The 16,299-nt window shown below is 60.2% G+C and carries 14 protein-coding genes; 7 read left to right on the top strand and 7 right to left on the bottom strand.

The window, feature by feature from the left end:
• Position 1 precedes the first annotated feature (1 nt).
• The gene (locus AC6I6U_RS29170; protein ID WP_497879425.1) at positions 2-457 is read right to left on the bottom strand and encodes a DUF721 domain-containing protein; all 456 of its coding nucleotides are present in this window, start codon (positions 455-457) and stop codon (positions 2-4) included.
• 308 nt (positions 458-765) lie between these two features.
• On the opposite strand from AC6I6U_RS29170, the gene secA reads away from it, so the two are divergent.
• The 3 genes from secA to AC6I6U_RS29155 all read left to right on the top strand — a co-directional run bounded on the left by secA (position 766) and on the right by AC6I6U_RS29155 (position 5,863).
• The gene (secA, locus tag AC6I6U_RS29165; protein ID WP_497879424.1) at positions 766-3,507 is read left to right on the top strand and encodes a preprotein translocase subunit SecA; all 2,742 of its coding nucleotides are present in this window, start codon (positions 766-768) and stop codon (positions 3,505-3,507) included.
• Positions 3,508-3,627: 120 nt separating this feature from the next.
• Complete coding sequence (gene argJ, locus AC6I6U_RS29160; RefSeq protein ID WP_497879423.1) at positions 3,628-4,845, top strand: bifunctional glutamate N-acetyltransferase/amino-acid acetyltransferase ArgJ; 1,218 nt, start codon at positions 3,628-3,630, stop codon at positions 4,843-4,845.
• A gap of 76 nt (positions 4,846-4,921) precedes the next feature.
• Positions 4,922-5,863: a Nudix family hydrolase gene (locus tag AC6I6U_RS29155; RefSeq protein WP_497879422.1), complete on the top strand. Its 942-nt coding sequence runs from the start codon at positions 4,922-4,924 to the stop codon at positions 5,861-5,863.
• A gap of 188 nt (positions 5,864-6,051) precedes the next feature.
• Here the strand turns inward: AC6I6U_RS29155 and AC6I6U_RS29150 are convergent, their stop codons facing one another.
• From AC6I6U_RS29150 to AC6I6U_RS29135, 4 genes are all read right to left on the bottom strand, one after another.
• Positions 6,052-6,636, bottom strand: coding sequence for a cob(I)yrinic acid a,c-diamide adenosyltransferase (locus AC6I6U_RS29150; protein ID WP_497879421.1), 585 nt, complete (start codon positions 6,634-6,636; stop codon positions 6,052-6,054).
• A 2-nt stretch (positions 6,637-6,638) separates the two neighbouring features.
• The gene (locus tag AC6I6U_RS29145; RefSeq protein ID WP_497879420.1) at positions 6,639-8,675 is read right to left on the bottom strand and encodes a sensor histidine kinase; all 2,037 of its coding nucleotides are present in this window, start codon (positions 8,673-8,675) and stop codon (positions 6,639-6,641) included.
• 156 nt (positions 8,676-8,831) lie between these two features.
• Positions 8,832-9,749 carry a putative 2-dehydropantoate 2-reductase gene (locus AC6I6U_RS29140; RefSeq protein ID WP_497879419.1) on the bottom strand — a complete coding sequence of 306 codons (918 nt, stop codon included), beginning with the start codon at positions 9,747-9,749 and terminating at the stop codon, positions 8,832-8,834.
• Positions 9,749-10,702 carry a diguanylate cyclase domain-containing protein gene (locus tag AC6I6U_RS29135; protein WP_497879418.1) on the bottom strand — a complete coding sequence of 318 codons (954 nt, stop codon included), beginning with the start codon at positions 10,700-10,702 and terminating at the stop codon, positions 9,749-9,751. The genes AC6I6U_RS29140 and AC6I6U_RS29135 overlap by 1 nt, the downstream gene beginning before the upstream one ends.
• A 117-nt stretch (positions 10,703-10,819) precedes the next feature.
• On the opposite strand from AC6I6U_RS29135, the gene AC6I6U_RS29130 reads away from it, so the two are divergent.
• Both AC6I6U_RS29130 and AC6I6U_RS29125 read left to right on the top strand, forming a co-directional pair.
• Positions 10,820-11,305: a YajQ family cyclic di-GMP-binding protein gene (locus tag AC6I6U_RS29130; protein ID WP_497879417.1), complete on the top strand. Its 486-nt coding sequence runs from the start codon at positions 10,820-10,822 to the stop codon at positions 11,303-11,305.
• Between the two features lie 123 nt (positions 11,306-11,428).
• Positions 11,429-12,271: a mechanosensitive ion channel family protein gene (locus tag AC6I6U_RS29125; protein WP_497879416.1), complete on the top strand. Its 843-nt coding sequence runs from the start codon at positions 11,429-11,431 to the stop codon at positions 12,269-12,271.
• A gap of 275 nt (positions 12,272-12,546) precedes the next feature.
• On the opposite strand, the gene AC6I6U_RS29120 is transcribed toward AC6I6U_RS29125, so the two are convergent.
• Positions 12,547-13,899: an OprD family porin gene (locus tag AC6I6U_RS29120; RefSeq protein WP_497879415.1), complete on the bottom strand. Its 1,353-nt coding sequence runs from the start codon at positions 13,897-13,899 to the stop codon at positions 12,547-12,549.
• A gap of 961 nt (positions 13,900-14,860) precedes the next feature.
• Between AC6I6U_RS29120 and AC6I6U_RS29115 the strand changes: the two genes are divergently transcribed.
• Both AC6I6U_RS29115 and AC6I6U_RS29110 read left to right on the top strand, forming a co-directional pair.
• On the top strand, positions 14,861-15,292 hold the full coding sequence (locus AC6I6U_RS29115) for an HIT family protein (RefSeq protein ID WP_497879414.1): 432 nt from the start codon (positions 14,861-14,863) through the stop codon (positions 15,290-15,292).
• Entirely contained in the window at positions 15,289-15,495 is a 207-nt protein-coding gene (locus AC6I6U_RS29110) for a SlyX family protein (RefSeq protein WP_497879413.1), read from the top strand. Before AC6I6U_RS29115 ends, AC6I6U_RS29110 begins: the two co-directional genes overlap by 4 nt.
• 80 nt (positions 15,496-15,575) lie before the next feature.
• On the opposite strand, the gene AC6I6U_RS29105 is transcribed toward AC6I6U_RS29110, so the two are convergent.
• Positions 15,576-16,178, bottom strand: a complete 603-nt coding sequence (locus AC6I6U_RS29105) for a cold-shock protein (protein WP_497879412.1) — start codon at positions 16,176-16,178, stop codon at positions 15,576-15,578.
• Positions 16,179-16,299: the final 121 nt, after the last annotated feature.

Below are 16,299 nucleotides of genomic sequence, written 5' to 3'. Positions count from 1 at the left end.
GTCAGGCCTTGGGGCGGGCGTGGCTGGCCAGGCGTTCGAGGGCGGCACGCAGTTTCGGGTCGCTGATACCTTCGGCCGTTTCCTGGATGGTTTGTGCCGCCTGGGTCGACAGGTCCATGGTGTGGCCTGTTGCGCCCCGCTGGACCGTCGGTGGTTGTACCTTGAACAGAATGCGCATCAGGCCGCTGAACACGTCGAAGGCCTGCAGTTGCCGTTGCAGGCGTTTTTGCTGATAGCGCAGGCGGGTTGCCCAATGCCCGTCGGTAACGATCAGCAGCAGGGTGCCTTCACGCCACGAAGCCACATGGCAGTGTTCACGGGCGGCGGGCTGCAACTGGGTTTCCAGCAGGCGCTGCAGATGGGCGAGGCGCTGGGCGTGGCTGAAAATCGCCTTCAGCGGCTTGGCTTCGCGAAGCAGGACGGCGGGCGCCCGGGCCGGGAGGGGGCGAAATGCCATGATTCAGACACCTTAGGTAACAGAGCCGCCATGGTAGCAGAAACCGTGCCCGTGGCCGGTCCCCATTGATGCGGGCCGGCTTTGCCCCTAAAGTCTGCACCCAAGTCCCGGCCTTGATGGCTTGAAGTTCGGGAAAAAGACCTTATTTTAGAGTGGCCCCGTAAAAGCGCTGTGCCAGCATCGTGGAATAACGCCACTTTTCTCACCATCGTTTCCGGGTAGAATACTCGTTCGCATGCGGCCATGAGGGCTGCTCGGGCGACTCTTGGGGCCGCCCTCCATCCCTATGTGTGGAAGAACCTGCCGATATGTTTGCGCCTTTGTTAAAGAAACTTTTTGGAAGCAAGAACGAGCGTGAAGTCAAACGCATGCTCAAGACGGTACAGATCGTCAATGCCTTCGAAGAGCAAATGGTGGCCCTTTCGGACGAGCAGTTGCGCGCCAAGACTGGAGAGTTCAAGGCCCGCATAGCCAAAGGTGAAACCCTCGACAAGCTCCTGCCGGAGGCTTTCGCCGTCGCCCGTGAGGCTGGCAAGCGTGTCATGGGCATGCGCCACTTCGACGTCCAGTTGATCGGCGGCATGACCTTGCACGAAGGCAAGATCGCGGAGATGCGTACTGGTGAAGGCAAGACCCTGGTGGCAACCCTGGGTGTATACCTCAATGCGCTGTCCGGCAAGGGTGTGCACGTGGTCACGGTGAACGACTACCTCGCCCGCCGTGACGCCAACTGGATGCGTCCATTGTACGAATTCCTCGGCCTGTCGGTCGGCGTGGTCACGCCGTTCCAGCCGCCAGAGGAGAAGCGTGCCGCCTACGCCGCCGACATCACCTACGGCACCAACAACGAATTCGGTTTCGACTACCTGCGCGACAACATGGCGTTCAGCGTCGAAGAGAAGTTCCAGCGTGAGCTGAACTTCGCAGTGATCGACGAAGTCGACTCCATCCTGATCGACGAAGCGCGTACCCCGCTGATCATCTCCGGCCAGGCCGAAGACAGCTCGCGGCTGTACACTGAGATCAACAAGCTGATCCCGCGCCTGACCCAGCACATCGAGGAAGTCGAGGGCGTGGTGACCAAAGAAGGTCATTTCTCCGTTGACGAGAAGACCCGCCAGGTCGAGCTGAACGAGGCCGGTCACCAGTACATCGAGGAGATGCTCACCCAGGTCGGCCTGCTGGCCGAGGGCGAGAGCCTGTACTCGGCGCACAACCTGGGCCTGCTGACCCACGTCTATGCCGGCCTGCGTGCGCACAAGCTGTTCAACCGCAACATCGAGTACATCGTGCAAGATGGCCAGGTGGTCCTGGTTGACGAGCACACCGGTCGTACCATGCCGGGTCGTCGCCTGTCCGAGGGCCTGCACCAGGCCATCGAGGCCAAGGAAAACCTCAATATCCAGGCTGAAAGCCAGACGTTGGCTTCGACCACCTTCCAGAACTACTTCCGCCTGTATACCAAGCTGTCCGGCATGACCGGTACCGCCGATACCGAGGCGTTCGAGTTCCATCAGATCTACGGCCTGTCGGTGATGGTCATCCCGCCGAACAAGCCGCTGGCGCGCAAGGACTACAACGACCTGGTATTCCTGACCGCCGACGAGAAATACGCGGCGATCATTGCCGACATCGAGGAGTCGCTCAAGCAGGGCCGTCCGGTGCTGGTGGGTACCGCGACCATCGAAACCTCCGAGCACATGTCCAACCTGCTCAAGCAGAAGGGCATCGAGCACAAGGTCCTCAACGCCAAGTTCCACGAGAAGGAAGCGGAAATCATCGCCCAGGCCGGTCGTCCGGGTGCGCTGACCATCGCCACCAACATGGCCGGCCGTGGTACCGACATCCTGTTGGGCGGCAACTGGGAAGTCGAAGTTGCCTCCCTGGAAAACCCGACACCGGAGCAGATCGCACAGATCAAGGCCGATTGGCAGAAACGCCACCAGCAAGTGCTCGAGTCGGGCGGCCTGCAGGTGATTGCCTCCGAGCGTCACGAATCGCGTCGTATCGACAACCAGCTGCGTGGCCGCGCCGGTCGCCAGGGTGACGCCGGTTCCAGCCGCTTCTATTTGTCGCTGGAAGACAGCCTGATGCGGATCTTCGCCTCTGATCGAGTGAAGAACTTCATGAAGGCCCTGGGTATGCAGCCGGGCGAGGCGATCGAGCATCGCATGGTGACCAACGCTATCGAAAAGGCCCAGCGCAAGGTCGAGGGCCGCAACTTCGATATCCGCAAACAACTGCTCGAGTTCGACGACGTCAACAACGAACAGCGTAAAGTGATCTATCACATGCGTAACACGTTGCTGGCTGCCGACAACATCGGCGAAACCATCGCCGACTTCCGCCAGGACGTGCTCAACGCCACTGTCAGCGCCCATATTCCTCCGCAGTCGCTGCCGGAGCAGTGGGATGTGGCGGGACTGGAGTCGGCCATCGAAAGCGATTTCGGCGTGAAACTGCCGATCCAGCAGTGGCTCGACGAAGACGACCACCTGTACGAGGAAACCCTGCGCGAGAAGCTGCTCAATGAGCTGCTGGCGGCCTACAACGAGAAGGAAGAGCAGGCGAGCGCCGAAGCCCTGCGTACCTTCGAGAAGCAGATCGTCCTGCGGGTGCTGGACGACCTGTGGAAAGACCACCTGTCGACCATGGACCACCTGCGCCACGGTATCCACCTGCGTGGTTATGCGCAGAAGAACCCGAAGCAGGAGTACAAGCGCGAGTCGTTCACCCTGTTCTCCGAACTGCTGGACTCGATCAAGCGCGATTCGATTCGTGTGCTCTCCCACGTCCAGGTTCGCCGCGAGGATCCTGCCGAAGAAGAAGCCCGTCTGCGTCGCGAAGCCGAGGCACTGGCCGAACGCATGCAGTTCCAGCACGCCGAGGCCCCAGGCCTGGAGGCGGTGGACGCCGAGCCACAGGGTGAAGAGGTCGATGTTGCCCTGGCCACTGCCCCGGTACGCAACGAGCAGAAACTGGGTCGCAACGAACTGTGCCACTGCGGTTCGGGCAAGAAGTACAAACACTGTCACGGGCAGATCAACTAAGGTTCCTGCCGGACACTGAAACATCCGCGCCGCGACCGGCATCAGCCGTCGCGGCGTTTTTCCATTTGAAGCACTGTCCGTTGTGGCGACAGTGGATATCACCTTGAGAGGAGCGCATTCATGGCTGTTGGTCTTGGTCCTTTGCCAACGTTGCACCCGGTTGCCGGTTTTGAACTCGGTATCGCCTCGGCGGGCATCAAGCGCCCTGGGCGCAAGGATGTGGTGGTGATGCGTTGCGCCGAAGGCTCCACGGTGGCGGGCGTATTCACCCTGAACGCCTTCTGCGCGGCGCCAGTGATTCTTGCCAAGCAGCGCGTGCAGGGGCCGGTCCGTTACCTGCTGACCAACACCGGCAACGCCAACGCCGGTACCGGTGAGCCCGGCCTGGTTGCCGCGGCGCGTACCTGTGCCAAGCTGGCCGAGCTGGCAGGTGTCAATGCGGAAGCAGTGCTGCCGTACTCGACTGGCGTGATTGGCGAGCCGCTGCCGGTCGAGAAGATCGAGGGTGCCTTGCAGGCTGCCCTGGATGACTTGTCCGTGGATAACTGGGCGGCAGCTGCCACCGGCATCATGACCACCGACACCCTGCCCAAGGGCGCCAGTCGCCAGTTCCAGCACGATGGCGTGACCATCACCGTGACCGGTATCAGCAAGGGCGCCGGGATGATCCGGCCGAACATGGCAACCATGCTCGGCTACATCGCCACCGATGCCAAGGTGTCCCGCGAAGTGCTGCAGAACCTCATGCTCGACGGCGCCAACAAGTCGTTCAACCGCATCACCATCGATGGCGATACCTCGACCAACGACTGCTGCATGCTGATCGCCACCGGCCAGGCCAACCTGCCGGAAATCACCGAAGCCAGCGGCCCGCTGTTCGCTGCCCTGAAGCAGGCGGTCTTCGAGGTTTGCATGGAAGTGGCCCAGGCCATTGTTCGTGATGGCGAAGGCGCGACCAAGTTCGTCACCGTCGAAGTCAACGGCGGCGGCACGCACCAGGAATGCCTGGATGTCGGCTACACCGTGGCCCACTCGCCGCTGATCAAGACCGCATTGTTCGCTTCCGACCCGAACTGGGGTCGTATCCTGGCTGCAGTCGGTCGTGCCGGCGTGCCGAACCTGGATGTGAGCAAGATCGACGTGTTCCTGGGGGAGGTGTGCATCGCCAGCCGTGGCGCCCGTGCCACGACCTACACCGAGGAGCAGGGATCGGCGGTGATGTCCCGTGAGGAAATCACCATTCGCATCGAGCTGGGCCGCGGTGATTGCAGCGAAACCATCTGGACCACCGATCTGTCCCACGAATACGTGAAGATCAACGCGGAATACCGTACGTAAGTGCACCGCAATGCGGTTTGTCGAGGGCGTCGGCTCGGTGTTCTCGACAAACGGCAGATTTGAAGGAGCTTTCAGCGTGAAACGCGTACATGTGGCTGCGGCCGTTATCCGAGGCAACGATGGGCGCATCCTGATCGCCCGGCGTGCCGATTCCCAGCATCAGGGCGGCCTGTGGGAATTCCCCGGCGGCAAGGTCGAGGCGGGCGAAGCCGTCCAGGCGGCATTGGCCCGTGAGCTGCAGGAAGAGTTGGGCATCGTGGTCACCCAGGCTCGTCCGTTGATCAAGGTGCAGCATGACTACCCGGACAAGCAGGTGTTGCTGGATGTCTGGGAGGTTTCGGCCTTCACTGGCGAACCTCATGGTGCCGAGGGCCAGCCCCTGGCCTGGGTGACGACGCGGGAATTGCCGAGTTACGAGTTCCCCGCGGCGAACCAGCCGATCGTTGCTGCTGCCCGTTTGCCAGGTGAGTACCTGATCACTCCGGAGGGGCTGGAGACTCCGCAGTTGCTGCAGGGCATCCAGAAGGCGATTGCCGGCGGTATCAAGTTGATCCAACTGCGCGCACCGAATGGTTTCGACCCCAAGTACCGCGATCTGGCGGTTGATGCGGTCGGGCTGTGTGCCGGCAAGGCACAATTGATGCTCAAGGGACCGTTCGAATGGTTGGGCGACTTCCCCTCGGCCGGCTGGCATATCACTGCGGCGCAACTGCGCAAGCATGCGGCTGCCGGGCGTCCGCTGCCCAGGGAGCGTTGGTTGGCTGCCTCCTGCCATGATGCCGAGGAATTGGCGTTGGCCGAGCAGATGGGCGTGGATTTCGTCACCCTGTCGCCGGTGCAGCCGACCCTGACTCATCCGGGGGCGCAGCCTTTGGGTTGGGAAAAGGCCGGGCAGTTGATTGCCGGCTTCAACAAGCCGGTGTATCTGCTGGGCGGGGTCGGGCCTGCCGAGTCGTCACGCGCCTGGGAAACCGGGGCGCAGGGCGTCGCAGGTATTCGGGCGTTCTGGCCGCAATAATCGACCAGGTGCCTGGGTAGGCAGCTCTTGTGGCGAGCGGGCTTGCCCGCGCTCGACTGCGAAGCGGTCGTAAAACCAGCGCCCCGGTCTTGCTGGCAAACGGGGTCTGCTGTTTTGGGGGGACCTCGCCCCCCAGCGCGGGCAAGCCCGCTCACCAAGGGTATCGGCTTATCTCACTTGTCCGGGTTTCAGTGGGAAACCGGCTTCTTCGCCGCTTCCCACAAAATCTCGGCAATCTTCTCACGCCGGGCAATCAATCTGGCGGCCACGAAAAACAGATCCGACAGTCGATTGATATAGGCCAGCCCCACACCGCCTAGCGGCTCCAGGGCGTTGAGCTGCTGGCAACGACGTTCGGCACTGCGTGCCTGGCTACGGCAGACATGGGCCTGGGCTATCAACGTCGAGCCGCCCGGCAGGATGAAGTTTTCCAACGGTCCGAGTTCCTCGTTCCAGCGGTCGATAACAGCCTCCAGTCGTTCGATTTCGCTTTTATCCAGTGCCTGGTAGTCCGGCATGGCCAGCTCACCGCCGAGGTCGAACAGCCGGTGCTGGCAAGGCGAAAGCACTTCGATCACCTCTTCCAGTTCCGGGTGAATCACCACCAGCTCGGCCAACCCTGCCAGCAGCAATCCCAGCTGGCTGTTGAGGCTGTCGACCTCACCGATGGCTTCGATCCGGGGATGATCCTTGGGCACGCGACGACCGTCGCCCAACCCCGTTTCACCGGTGTCACCGGTCCTTGTGTAAATCTTCGACAGGCGAAAACCCATGGTTACTGCTCCATTTTACTGAGTTCGGGAAGCAGGGCCTGGTTGCTGGCCAGCGGTAGGCGCAGGGTGAAGCACGTGCCCTGGCCGGGCGTCGACTGCACTTCCATCTGGCCCTTGTGGTTGTTGGTGATGATGAAATAGGAAACCGACAGCCCGAGGCCGGTGCCCTGGCCAATTTCCTTGGTGGTGAAGAACGGCTCGAAAGTGCGCTTGCGGATGCTTTCGGGCATCCCGATGCCGTTATCTTCGACCTGGATTTCCGCCCAAGGCGGATTCAGCCGGGTTCGCAGGGTGATACGCCCGGGCTCGCGGTCGTCGTTACGCTGGTGGATGGCCTGGGCCGCGTTTTTCAACAGGTTCAGCAGCACTTGCTCCAATTCGTTGGCGGTGCCGGGAACCGGACCAAGCAAGGGGTCGAACTGGCGCGTGATGGCTTGGCCCTTGAAGTCGAAGCCGATGGCCAGGTCGAAGTCGTTGCCGGCAATCTCCACCGCCTGGTCGATCAGTGCCGGCAGGTCGCACGGCGCCATTTCCCGCTTGCTGCGCCGACTGAAGCTGAGCATGTGGGTGACGATCTTCGCCGCACGTGCTCCGGCCTGCTGGATGCCATCGAGCAATTGAGGCACTTCGCGACTCTTGAGGTACAGGTTGACGGTGTCCAGGTCGATACCGGCCTGCTCGGCGTACTCAAGGTTCTTCGGCAGCTCCGAGGACAATCGCCGACGAATGTTCTGTACGTTGTGCAGGATCGCGCCGAGCGGATTGTTGATTTCATGGGCCATGCCGGCGGCCAGTCCGCCGACGGAAAGCATTTTTTCCGACTGCACCATCATTTCTTCCAGGGACAGGCGCTGGGTGATGTCATCGATCCGGATCACCACGCCACGTCCGGCACCGCCCATCAGCGGGTAGAAAGTCAGCGCATAGTGGCGGGCCTCGTCGTCCTTTACCCAGGTAACGCGCTCGATTTTCGCCACTGTGTGTTGTTCGACGGTGTCCTTGAGCTGTGGCAGGAAGGGTTTGAGGGGTTCGAAGGCGAGGAAGATCGGCTGGTTCAGCGCTTCGTCAAGCCGGGTCCCGGAAAGGGCGCTGGCTTCCTGGTTCCACTGGGTGACATACAGTTGCTCGTCGAGGGCGATCAGTGCGGAAGGCATCGAGTCGATGATGCTGTTGAGGTAATTCTGGAAACCGGTGAGTTTCTTCTCGATCTTGCTGCGAACCTGGACTTCCAGTTCGAGCTTGCGGTTGGTATGCCGGGTTTCCTCGGCCAGGCCCTGGGCCTGGTCGTAGGCCGCCTGGGACTCGTCGCGTGCGCGCTTGAGCTGCTGTTCGCGGGCCTCGATGCGCGACAGCATGGTGTTGAAGGCCTCGGCCAGGCTGCCGATCTCGTCGTGGTTGCCCCGTGACGCGCGCAGTGAATAGTTTTCCTCGCGGGTGACCTGGCGCGAAAGCTCCTCGAGTTCATGGATGGGGCGGGTAATCAGTCGCTTGATCTGCCGGGCGATGATCATCCACAACAGGATACTGAAAATCAGGATACCCAGGCTGGCGGTAAAGGTCCCGGTGTAGAAGGCCACCGGCAGTTCGCTGCTGGCCACCAGGAGCAGGTGTCCCGGTGCCTGGCCGGGGTGGGGCATGTCGATGACCTGGTTACTGCGAAATTCGGTCAGGCGCCAAGCCTCGACGTGCCGATAGCGCTCCGGTAGTTTCAGGCGGTCGCTATGTTGCAACTGGGCCAGGCGGTCGCCCTTGCCGTCATAGATGGCGGCAGCCCGTAGCGGCGAATAGGTGTTGAGTTCCTTGAGCAGGGCCTCGGCATTTTCCGGAGACTCCAGGGCCTGGCTGGCGAGGTTCGGGTTCGACACCAGTCGGCCGATGGTCTGCAGCGCCTGCGGCGCCATGCTTTCCTGGGAGATCCAATAGGCGGCACTGATGAAGGTCAGGTTGGCGACCAGTAGCACGGTAATCAGCAGTACCAGCAGCGCGGCGAGGAGTTTCTGACCGACCGGGAGGTTTTCTAGGCGCTGGCGCAGGGGCATCGCGGGTCCTGTCTGCAAAAAAATAAAAGGAGCGGCGGGCCTCGATCGACACCCGACCGTGATTGAGTGTATCAAACCGTCGGTTTTTACCGCGGGCTTTTGCCAAGTGACGGATTGAACAGGTCGAGCAGTGGGAAGGGGCAGTGGGAGAGAGGCTCAGTCGCTTGGCAAGCCGTGTTCGGCAAGATGCGCAGTCAGCCGCACCCGCAGTTGTTCGAGATGGGGCAAACCGAGGTGGTGGCGTGCCGCTGCCGAGCAAGCGTAGCCCAGGAGGTAGCTGATTTCGGTACGCCGGCCATGGGCGACGTCCTGGTACATGGAGGAATAGTTCGCGGCCGTGGCCTGTATCACCCGTTGCACTTCCTCGTGCAGGTTCTCGGCGGCGGCGGGTTGGCCGCAGCATTGCAGCAACTCCGTCAGTTCGGCGCAGAGGGTGGCGACTTCGCAGTGATGCTCCAGCAGGCCACCGTTACGGCAGTCGTGGAGCACGGTCAGTGGGTTGATGGCACAGTTGAGCGCCAGCTTGCGCCACAGCCGGGTCAGGATCTGGGTGTTCCATTCGTGGGGAATTCCCGCTTGGGCCAGCTCATCCAGCCAGAGCGGCGGCATCGGTTGGATGACATCGCCCAGCCAGGTAAAGCCATGGCCGGCGAACACTACCTGCCAGTCCGCTTCACGGAAGGCGCCTTCGGTGCTGGAGGCGAAGATACAGCGCGCTCCGGGAGCCAGGGCCGCGACCGCATCCTGGCTGCCCAGGCCGTTCTGCAGCAGTACCAGTTCGACATGCTCGCTGAGACGCGGGAGCAGTCGAGCAACGGCGGCCTGCGCGTCATAGGCCTTGCAGGCGACCAGCAGGCGGGTAATCGGCTCGGCGGCGTCGAAGGTCTCGGCAGGAATGGCAAACTGTTGTGCCTGGCCTTGTTCGACCAGGGTCAGTCCGCCGCTTGCCTCATAGGCTGCCAGGCGTACCGGGTCGCGCAGGATCAGCCTGACCGGCAGCCCGGCGCGCGCCAGGCGGGCGGCCCATAAGCTGCCCAGGCTGCCGGCACCGAGAACATGCCAGGTGCTGCTCATCAGTCGCGGGCCGGCAGGCGCTTGGCGCTGACCACGCCATCGGCATAGGACTGGGCCAGCAGCTGGGCGGCTTCATCGAACAGGGTCTGCTGGTCCAGTGGCAGGCACTTGCTGTCCAGGCCCACCAGGCTGATGCCGGCTTTCAACTCCACAGGCCCTTCATTGGTCATGAACGGCTTGAGGTTCAGCCCGTCATACAGGCGCTTGAAGCTGCTCGGGGCACAATCGCGCAGGTCAGGCGGCATGGTCATCAGCACGAAGTGCTGGTCGTCCAGCCGTGCCAGCACGTCCAGCGGCCGCACCAGTTGTTGCAGGCGCCGGGCGACGCCCTGCAGCAGCTCGTCGTAGAAGTCGTTGCCGTACTCGCGCTGCAGCTCGCCCGCCTGCTGGACGCCGATGAGCAGGTAGCAGATCGCGCCGCCACGGGCCTGCACCTGGCGAAGGCTGTCGGTCAGCTTCTGGCGCAGGTAGCGGGAGTTGCCCAGGCCGGTCAGGGAGTCGACGAGGTTGCGCTGTTCGAGGCTGGCGATGTTCTGGCGCAACAGGCGGTTTTCCTGGCGCAGCCGCTGCAGGGTGCTCCATTGGCGGTCGGCGGCCAGTACCCGGGTCAGCAGCAGGCGTTCGACGTCCTCGGGGGCGATCAGGTCATCGATATCGTTGGGCGATGTGTCGTCGAGCAGGGCAAGGGGCGCCTCGGCACTGATCAGCAACACATAGGTGTAGTGATCGTTCATCTCGTCGCGCTGCCTGATCTTTTCCGCCAGCTTCAGGCCGGCGTCTGCGGCGCAGACCACTACGCTGGCGGTCCGCTGGTCGATTTGCTCGAGGGCCAGGACGGCGTCATTGGCGTGGCGTATGTCCTGGTATCCCGCGCGCTGGAGGTTGCTGCCGAGGGCGCTGCTCACCAGATGGCCATCACTCACCAGCAAAATGCTCAGATCCGGATTAGGCATGGGGGGCTCGTAAGTGAATGAGTCGGAAGAACCGTTATAATGCTGGCGGATTTTAACCGTCAAACCAGGCGCACTCCATCGGTATTGGGGCGCCAAGATGAAATTTGGAGAAATGACATGCCGTCGTTCGACGTGGTATCCGAACTGGACAAACACGAAGTCACCAACGCCGTCGAGAACGCCGTCAAGGAGCTGGACCGCCGTTACGACCTGAAGGGCAAGGGCTCCTTCGAGTTCAAGGACAAGGAACAGACCGTCAGCATGACGGCCGAAGCCGAGTTCCAGCTGGAGGCGATGCTGGACATCCTGCGCATGGCCCTGGTCAAGCGCAAGATCGATGTGAAATGCCTCGAGGTCAAGGATGCCTATGCGTCCGGCAAGCTGATGAAGCAGGACGCGACCTTCAAGGAAGGCATCGATAAGGAGATGGCGAAGAAGATCGTTGCGCACATCAAGGAGGCCAAGCTGAAAGTGCAGGCGGCCATCCAGGGTGAGCAGGTCCGTGTCACGGGCAAGAAGCGTGACGACTTGCAGGAGGCGATTGCCAATCTGCGGGCCAAGGAATTCGACCTGCCACTGCAATTCAACAACTTCCGCGACTGATCCGGTCCGCCAGGGAACCTCTGGAAGTTATCGGCGTCGGAGGGCCCAGGCGCGGCAGAAACGGTTGAGCCAGCAAGGTTTCGATCGTTTCGCCGGGCAATCGCACGATAACAGGAGAGAACAATGGACCTGAACGCAGAAATGGATCATCTCATCAAGGCCTCCCAGGCCTGGATTCCGATGATCATGGAATACGGCAGCCGGGTGCTGCTTGCAGTCCTTACCCTGGCCGTGGGTTGGTGGCTGATCAACCGGCTGACCGGCAAGCTGAGCAAGTTGCTGGCGTTGCGCAATGCGGACCTGGCGTTGCAGGGCTTCATCAGCAACTTGTCGAACATTGCCCTGAAAATCATGCTCAGCATCAGCGTGGCGTCGATGATCGGTGTGGCCACCACGTCGTTCGTGGCGGCGATCGGTGCTGCAAGCTTGACCATCGGCCTAGCGTTGCAGGGCAGCCTGGCGAACTTCGCCGGTGGCGTGCTGATCCTGATGTTCCGGCCGTTCCGCATCGGTGACACGATCACCGCGCAGGGCATTACCGGCACTGTCGACAACGTCCAGATCTTCCACACCATCCTGCGTACCGGCGACAACCAGACGGTGATCATGCCCAACGGCAGCCTGTCGAACGGCATCATCACCAACATCAACCGCCAGCCGACCCGCAAGGTGGTGTTCGATATCGGGGTGGACTACGAGGCGGACCTGCAGAAGGCTCGCGAGGTGTTGCTGGAATTGGCCAGGGATGAGCGCGTGCTGGCTGATCCGGCTCCGGCTGCGGTGGTTTCGGCACTGGGTGACAGTTCCATTACCATTTCCCTGCGCGTATGGGCGAAGACTGCCGATTGTGGGGACTTGGCCTCCAAGTTCAACGAGCAGGCTCGCGATCGTCTCAAGGACGCTGGAGTGGCGCTGGCATTTGCGCCGCGGGTGTTTCGAGTTGTCCAGGAAGTACCGGGCAAGTAATCCGGTCGATATTTGGCCTAGTAGTCAGATATCAATGAAAGGGCGCCGCGAGGGGCCCTTTTTGTTGTTAGCATTTTAATGATTTGCCAGTCTCGCGGTGAATCTAGTTGGTGCTGATTTGTATCAGCTACAAAACAAAATGGGAATTATCTTTAAATTCAATGGGTTCTTTTGTTAGCTGGCTATTCAATAGTTTGCGATGATTTATCTTTCGGTCTGTGCAATAAAAAAGGCCCATCACCAGGATGGGCCTTTCTTCAAGCGAGTATCGCTAATTACTTCTTGGCGATAGCCATCAGGTCGAGTGGGTACTCGGTGATCAGGCGGAACTCGTTGATGTTGCTGTCGCCGGCCTCGTTGTTAGCACGGTGCCATGCTTGGCGTGCACGGAAGGACAGGTCCTTCAGAGGACCGGACTGGACAACGTATTTGGCTTCCAGGTTGGTTTCGAAGTGACGACCATCCTTGCCGTAGGAGTTGTTCGCAGCATAGATGGAGTTCATGTGCGTTCCATCGATGCCTTCGCCATGGATGTAGCGACCCATGAAGCTCAGGCCTGGAATGCCGTATTCAGCCATCTTGATGTCATAACGGGCCTGGACCGATTTCTCGCCTGGGCCGTTGAAGTCAGAGTACTGGATGGAGTTGGCCAGGAAAATCGAGTCACCGCCACGGTTGTTGTCACCCACGCCGATGTAGTCGAATGGGTTGTCACCACGAACCTGTTGGTAAGCCAGGGTAATGGTGTGAGCCTTCAGGAAGGAGTAGGCGGTTGCGAACGAGTAGGTGGTGTTGCTGATGTTACCCGCCAGCTTCTTGCCGGTATCGGTGGTGCGATACAGGTTGAGGTCGAAGTTCAGCGACTGGTCCGAACCCAGGCCCAGGGTGTAGTTCACGTTGGCGTAGTACTGGTTCCAGATATCCTCGAGCTTGGCGCCGTAGAGCGATGCGGTCAGGTCTGGATTGATTGCATACTTGCCGCCGACGTAGTCGATGCTCTTGGCTGCAACGTTTGCGTAGTTGGCATACAGGTCGCCGTTGTGGCGAGTCTGGTCCTGGCTGCTGCCACCGGTGAAGTGGCCGGCTTCGAGGTCAAGGTCTTTGACTTCACTGCTTTGCAGTTGCAGGCCGCTGGCGGTTTGTTGGAACAGACGGGAGCCACCTACAGCGAATACCGGAGCGGTGCTAGGCTGGAAATCACCGATTTTCAGCTCGGTCTTGGAGATGCGGAACTTGATGGCTGCGCCAGCTTTGCCGAAGCTGTCATTGTTGTCACGAATGCCATTGACGGCTTTGCTGCGGCTGATGTTACCCGAGCCAGACTCTTTGTCTTCGCCACTGAGCAGGTAGCCAGCATCGCCATAGCCTTCAACGGCCACACCCACGGTGCCCTGGGTGTAACCCGAGCTGAACTTGCCCAGAATGCCTTGGGTCCAGTCTTCCTGGTCCTTGCTGGTGTCCTTGCGGTCCCGGTTGAAGTAGTAGTTCTTCAGAACCACACCTGCCGAAGCGCCTTCAACGAAACCCTTGGCATCAGCCTGGTCGGTCACGAAAGGTTCGGCCATTGCCAGTTGAGTGCCTGCTGCCGAAACAGCCAGGGCGATCATGCTCCACTTCATCACGCGCATCGTGATTTGCTCCTTTGGTTTTAGGAAGAGTACTGCCGTCCCACCTGTATTTTTATCTGGGCGGCTCTTTCTTTTTGTGTCGGCGCAAACTTATATCACGCTGACAAACTTGGCGATACTTGCTCACCTATCCTTGCGGCTTCTTTACGAGCGTGTCGCAAAAAGCTCGCTCCATGTCGCAAATACACAGCCTTTTTATTGGCTGTACAACTTCAGCGCATTGTCGAACACCAGAGCATAGATAAGAAAAACTCATGTTCAAGTGTCGCGCTGTCCCTCGTTGCACTGTACTGCGTTGTTACTGTGTCGCGGAGCTTCAGCGTCCGATCAGGCCCTCTGTGGCGACTGTACGTGTAGCAATGCAACAAGCATGCACAAAGTTGAAAAATCGCCAGAAAATATTTCCATGACTGGTCGGTCGCTCTGAAACCCTTATGAAACCTGGGGTCAGCACCTCGATTTGTGGTGCTTGACGTATTACTTTCCCTTGTGCTGCTAATCCATTGATTATCGGTGGAAAGCCCAAAACGTTACCGCTCCACACCGTAGGCTGGGTAACGGATGGATAAAAATTGCACCAAGAATAGCCGCTTTGTGTAATTTTGGTGCAAGGCTGTCCGTTCGCTGTTCAGGCTCGGACACTGGTGCTTTTCCGGTCATGCTGTTCCCGCAGTAGGCGATCCGTTGCAGTGCGAATCAGGGAGGGTTGCAGGAAAAGATGACGGTTTGATTATCCGGGGGCATTTTTCCACGGCTGGCCCGGAATGGTGCGGCCTGCGTCCGCGATGGTGCATCATCGCGCCACAAACACCATTGCGGCTGTTTTGGTGGCTCGTATGCAGTGATCTACCGGCATGCGGTGAATTGAAGCGCGAAGGCAGGTATCCTCAGCGCTCTGTTTCCGGCTCGTTGTCGAATGGCGATCCGGACACGCAAAATCAGTCAAGCAGGAGTGTTTACGGTGTTCGTTCTCGATTCGCGTCTTCAACAAGACACCTTGCCGATGGGCGACTTTCCGTTGTGTCGCCTGCTGTTGTCCAATGACTCGAACTACCCCTGGTTCATTTTGGTGCCGCGGCGTGTGGAGGTCAGTGAAGTGTTCGATCTGGACGCGGCGGACCAGGCGCAACTGTGGCTTGAAACCAGCGAATTGGCACAGGCGCTCAAGCAGGCGTTCAATGCGGACAAGATGAATGTCGCGACGTTGGGTAATGTGGTCAGCCAGTTGCACATGCATGTGATTGTTCGCCATCGGGGCGATGCGGCCTGGCCTGCGCCGGTCTGGGGCAAGCATCCGGCAAAGCCTTATGCCGAGGCGGAGGTCGTCGCGATTCGCGAGCGGCTGCAGGTGCTGCTGGCCGAGGGCTTTTCCCCTGTGCAGGTACAGTCATGAGCCTTGAAGCGCGTGTAACCGAGTTGGAAACCCGCCTGGCATTTCAGGATGACACCATCCAGGCGCTGAATGATGTGCTGGTGGCGCAGCAGCGTGAGGTGGAGCGCCTGCAATTGCAGATGACCGCCTTGCTCAAGCGCCATGAGGAAATGATGGGACAATTTGGTATTGCCGAGGATGAGGCGCCGCCGCCGCATTACTGAGTCGTTCGATAATTGGCAGGCATGAAAAAACCGCGAGCTGTCTTACGGCATCGCGGTTTTTTTTCAAGCCGGGAAATGACTCAGCGACGTGGCGATGCCGCTACCACGTCTTCGGCCTGCAGGCCCTTGTCCCGGTTCATGACCGAGAACTCCACGCGCTGTCCTTCGACCAGGACACGGTGGCCCTCGCCACGAATGGCGCGAAAGTGCACGAAGATATCGTCGCCGGAATCACGCGAGATAAAGCCGAACCCCTTGGAGGTGTTGAACCACTTCACGGTCCCGGTATCCCGGTTGCTCATGTCGTAGTTGTGCGAAGCGGTGGATGGTGAGGACTTGTAGAAGCTGACCGTCAGGTGCAACAGCACGGCGATCACCGCCGCCGTCAGACCCGGCAGTACGGCAGGCTGGCCTGCGACCATCGACAGCGGCGCGAGCAGCACGACGATCTGCAGGACGACAGCGAGGATCAGCAGGGCGCTGACCAGGTTTTGCAGTTGGTGACGAGGACCCTTGTTCCAGTAGGGAATCACTGGTGCGAGGATCAGGTTGAGCAAGCCGAAGAATGCCAGGTAAAGCGCATCGGGTTGTTGCAGGTAAGGCAGTGCTTCGGATCGCAGGCTGGGTATAAAGGAGAGCAGCAGGGCGACGGCGCCCGTTAGCAGATGGACGATTTTCAACATTTTGATGACTCACTCAAGATTGATCGCAAGGAAGAGCTGGCAGCCCACGGTTCGCTTCTGAGAAAAAAAGGTGAGGCGTTGGGCACGTGTGTCTACCAGCCTATGCGCCGCGCCAACATGC

The organism is Pseudomonas sp. UTLPPB19802, from assembly GCF_059730225.1.
The sequence above is the reverse complement of the archived record's forward strand: the minus strand, read 5'-3'. Positions and strand labels throughout refer to the sequence as shown.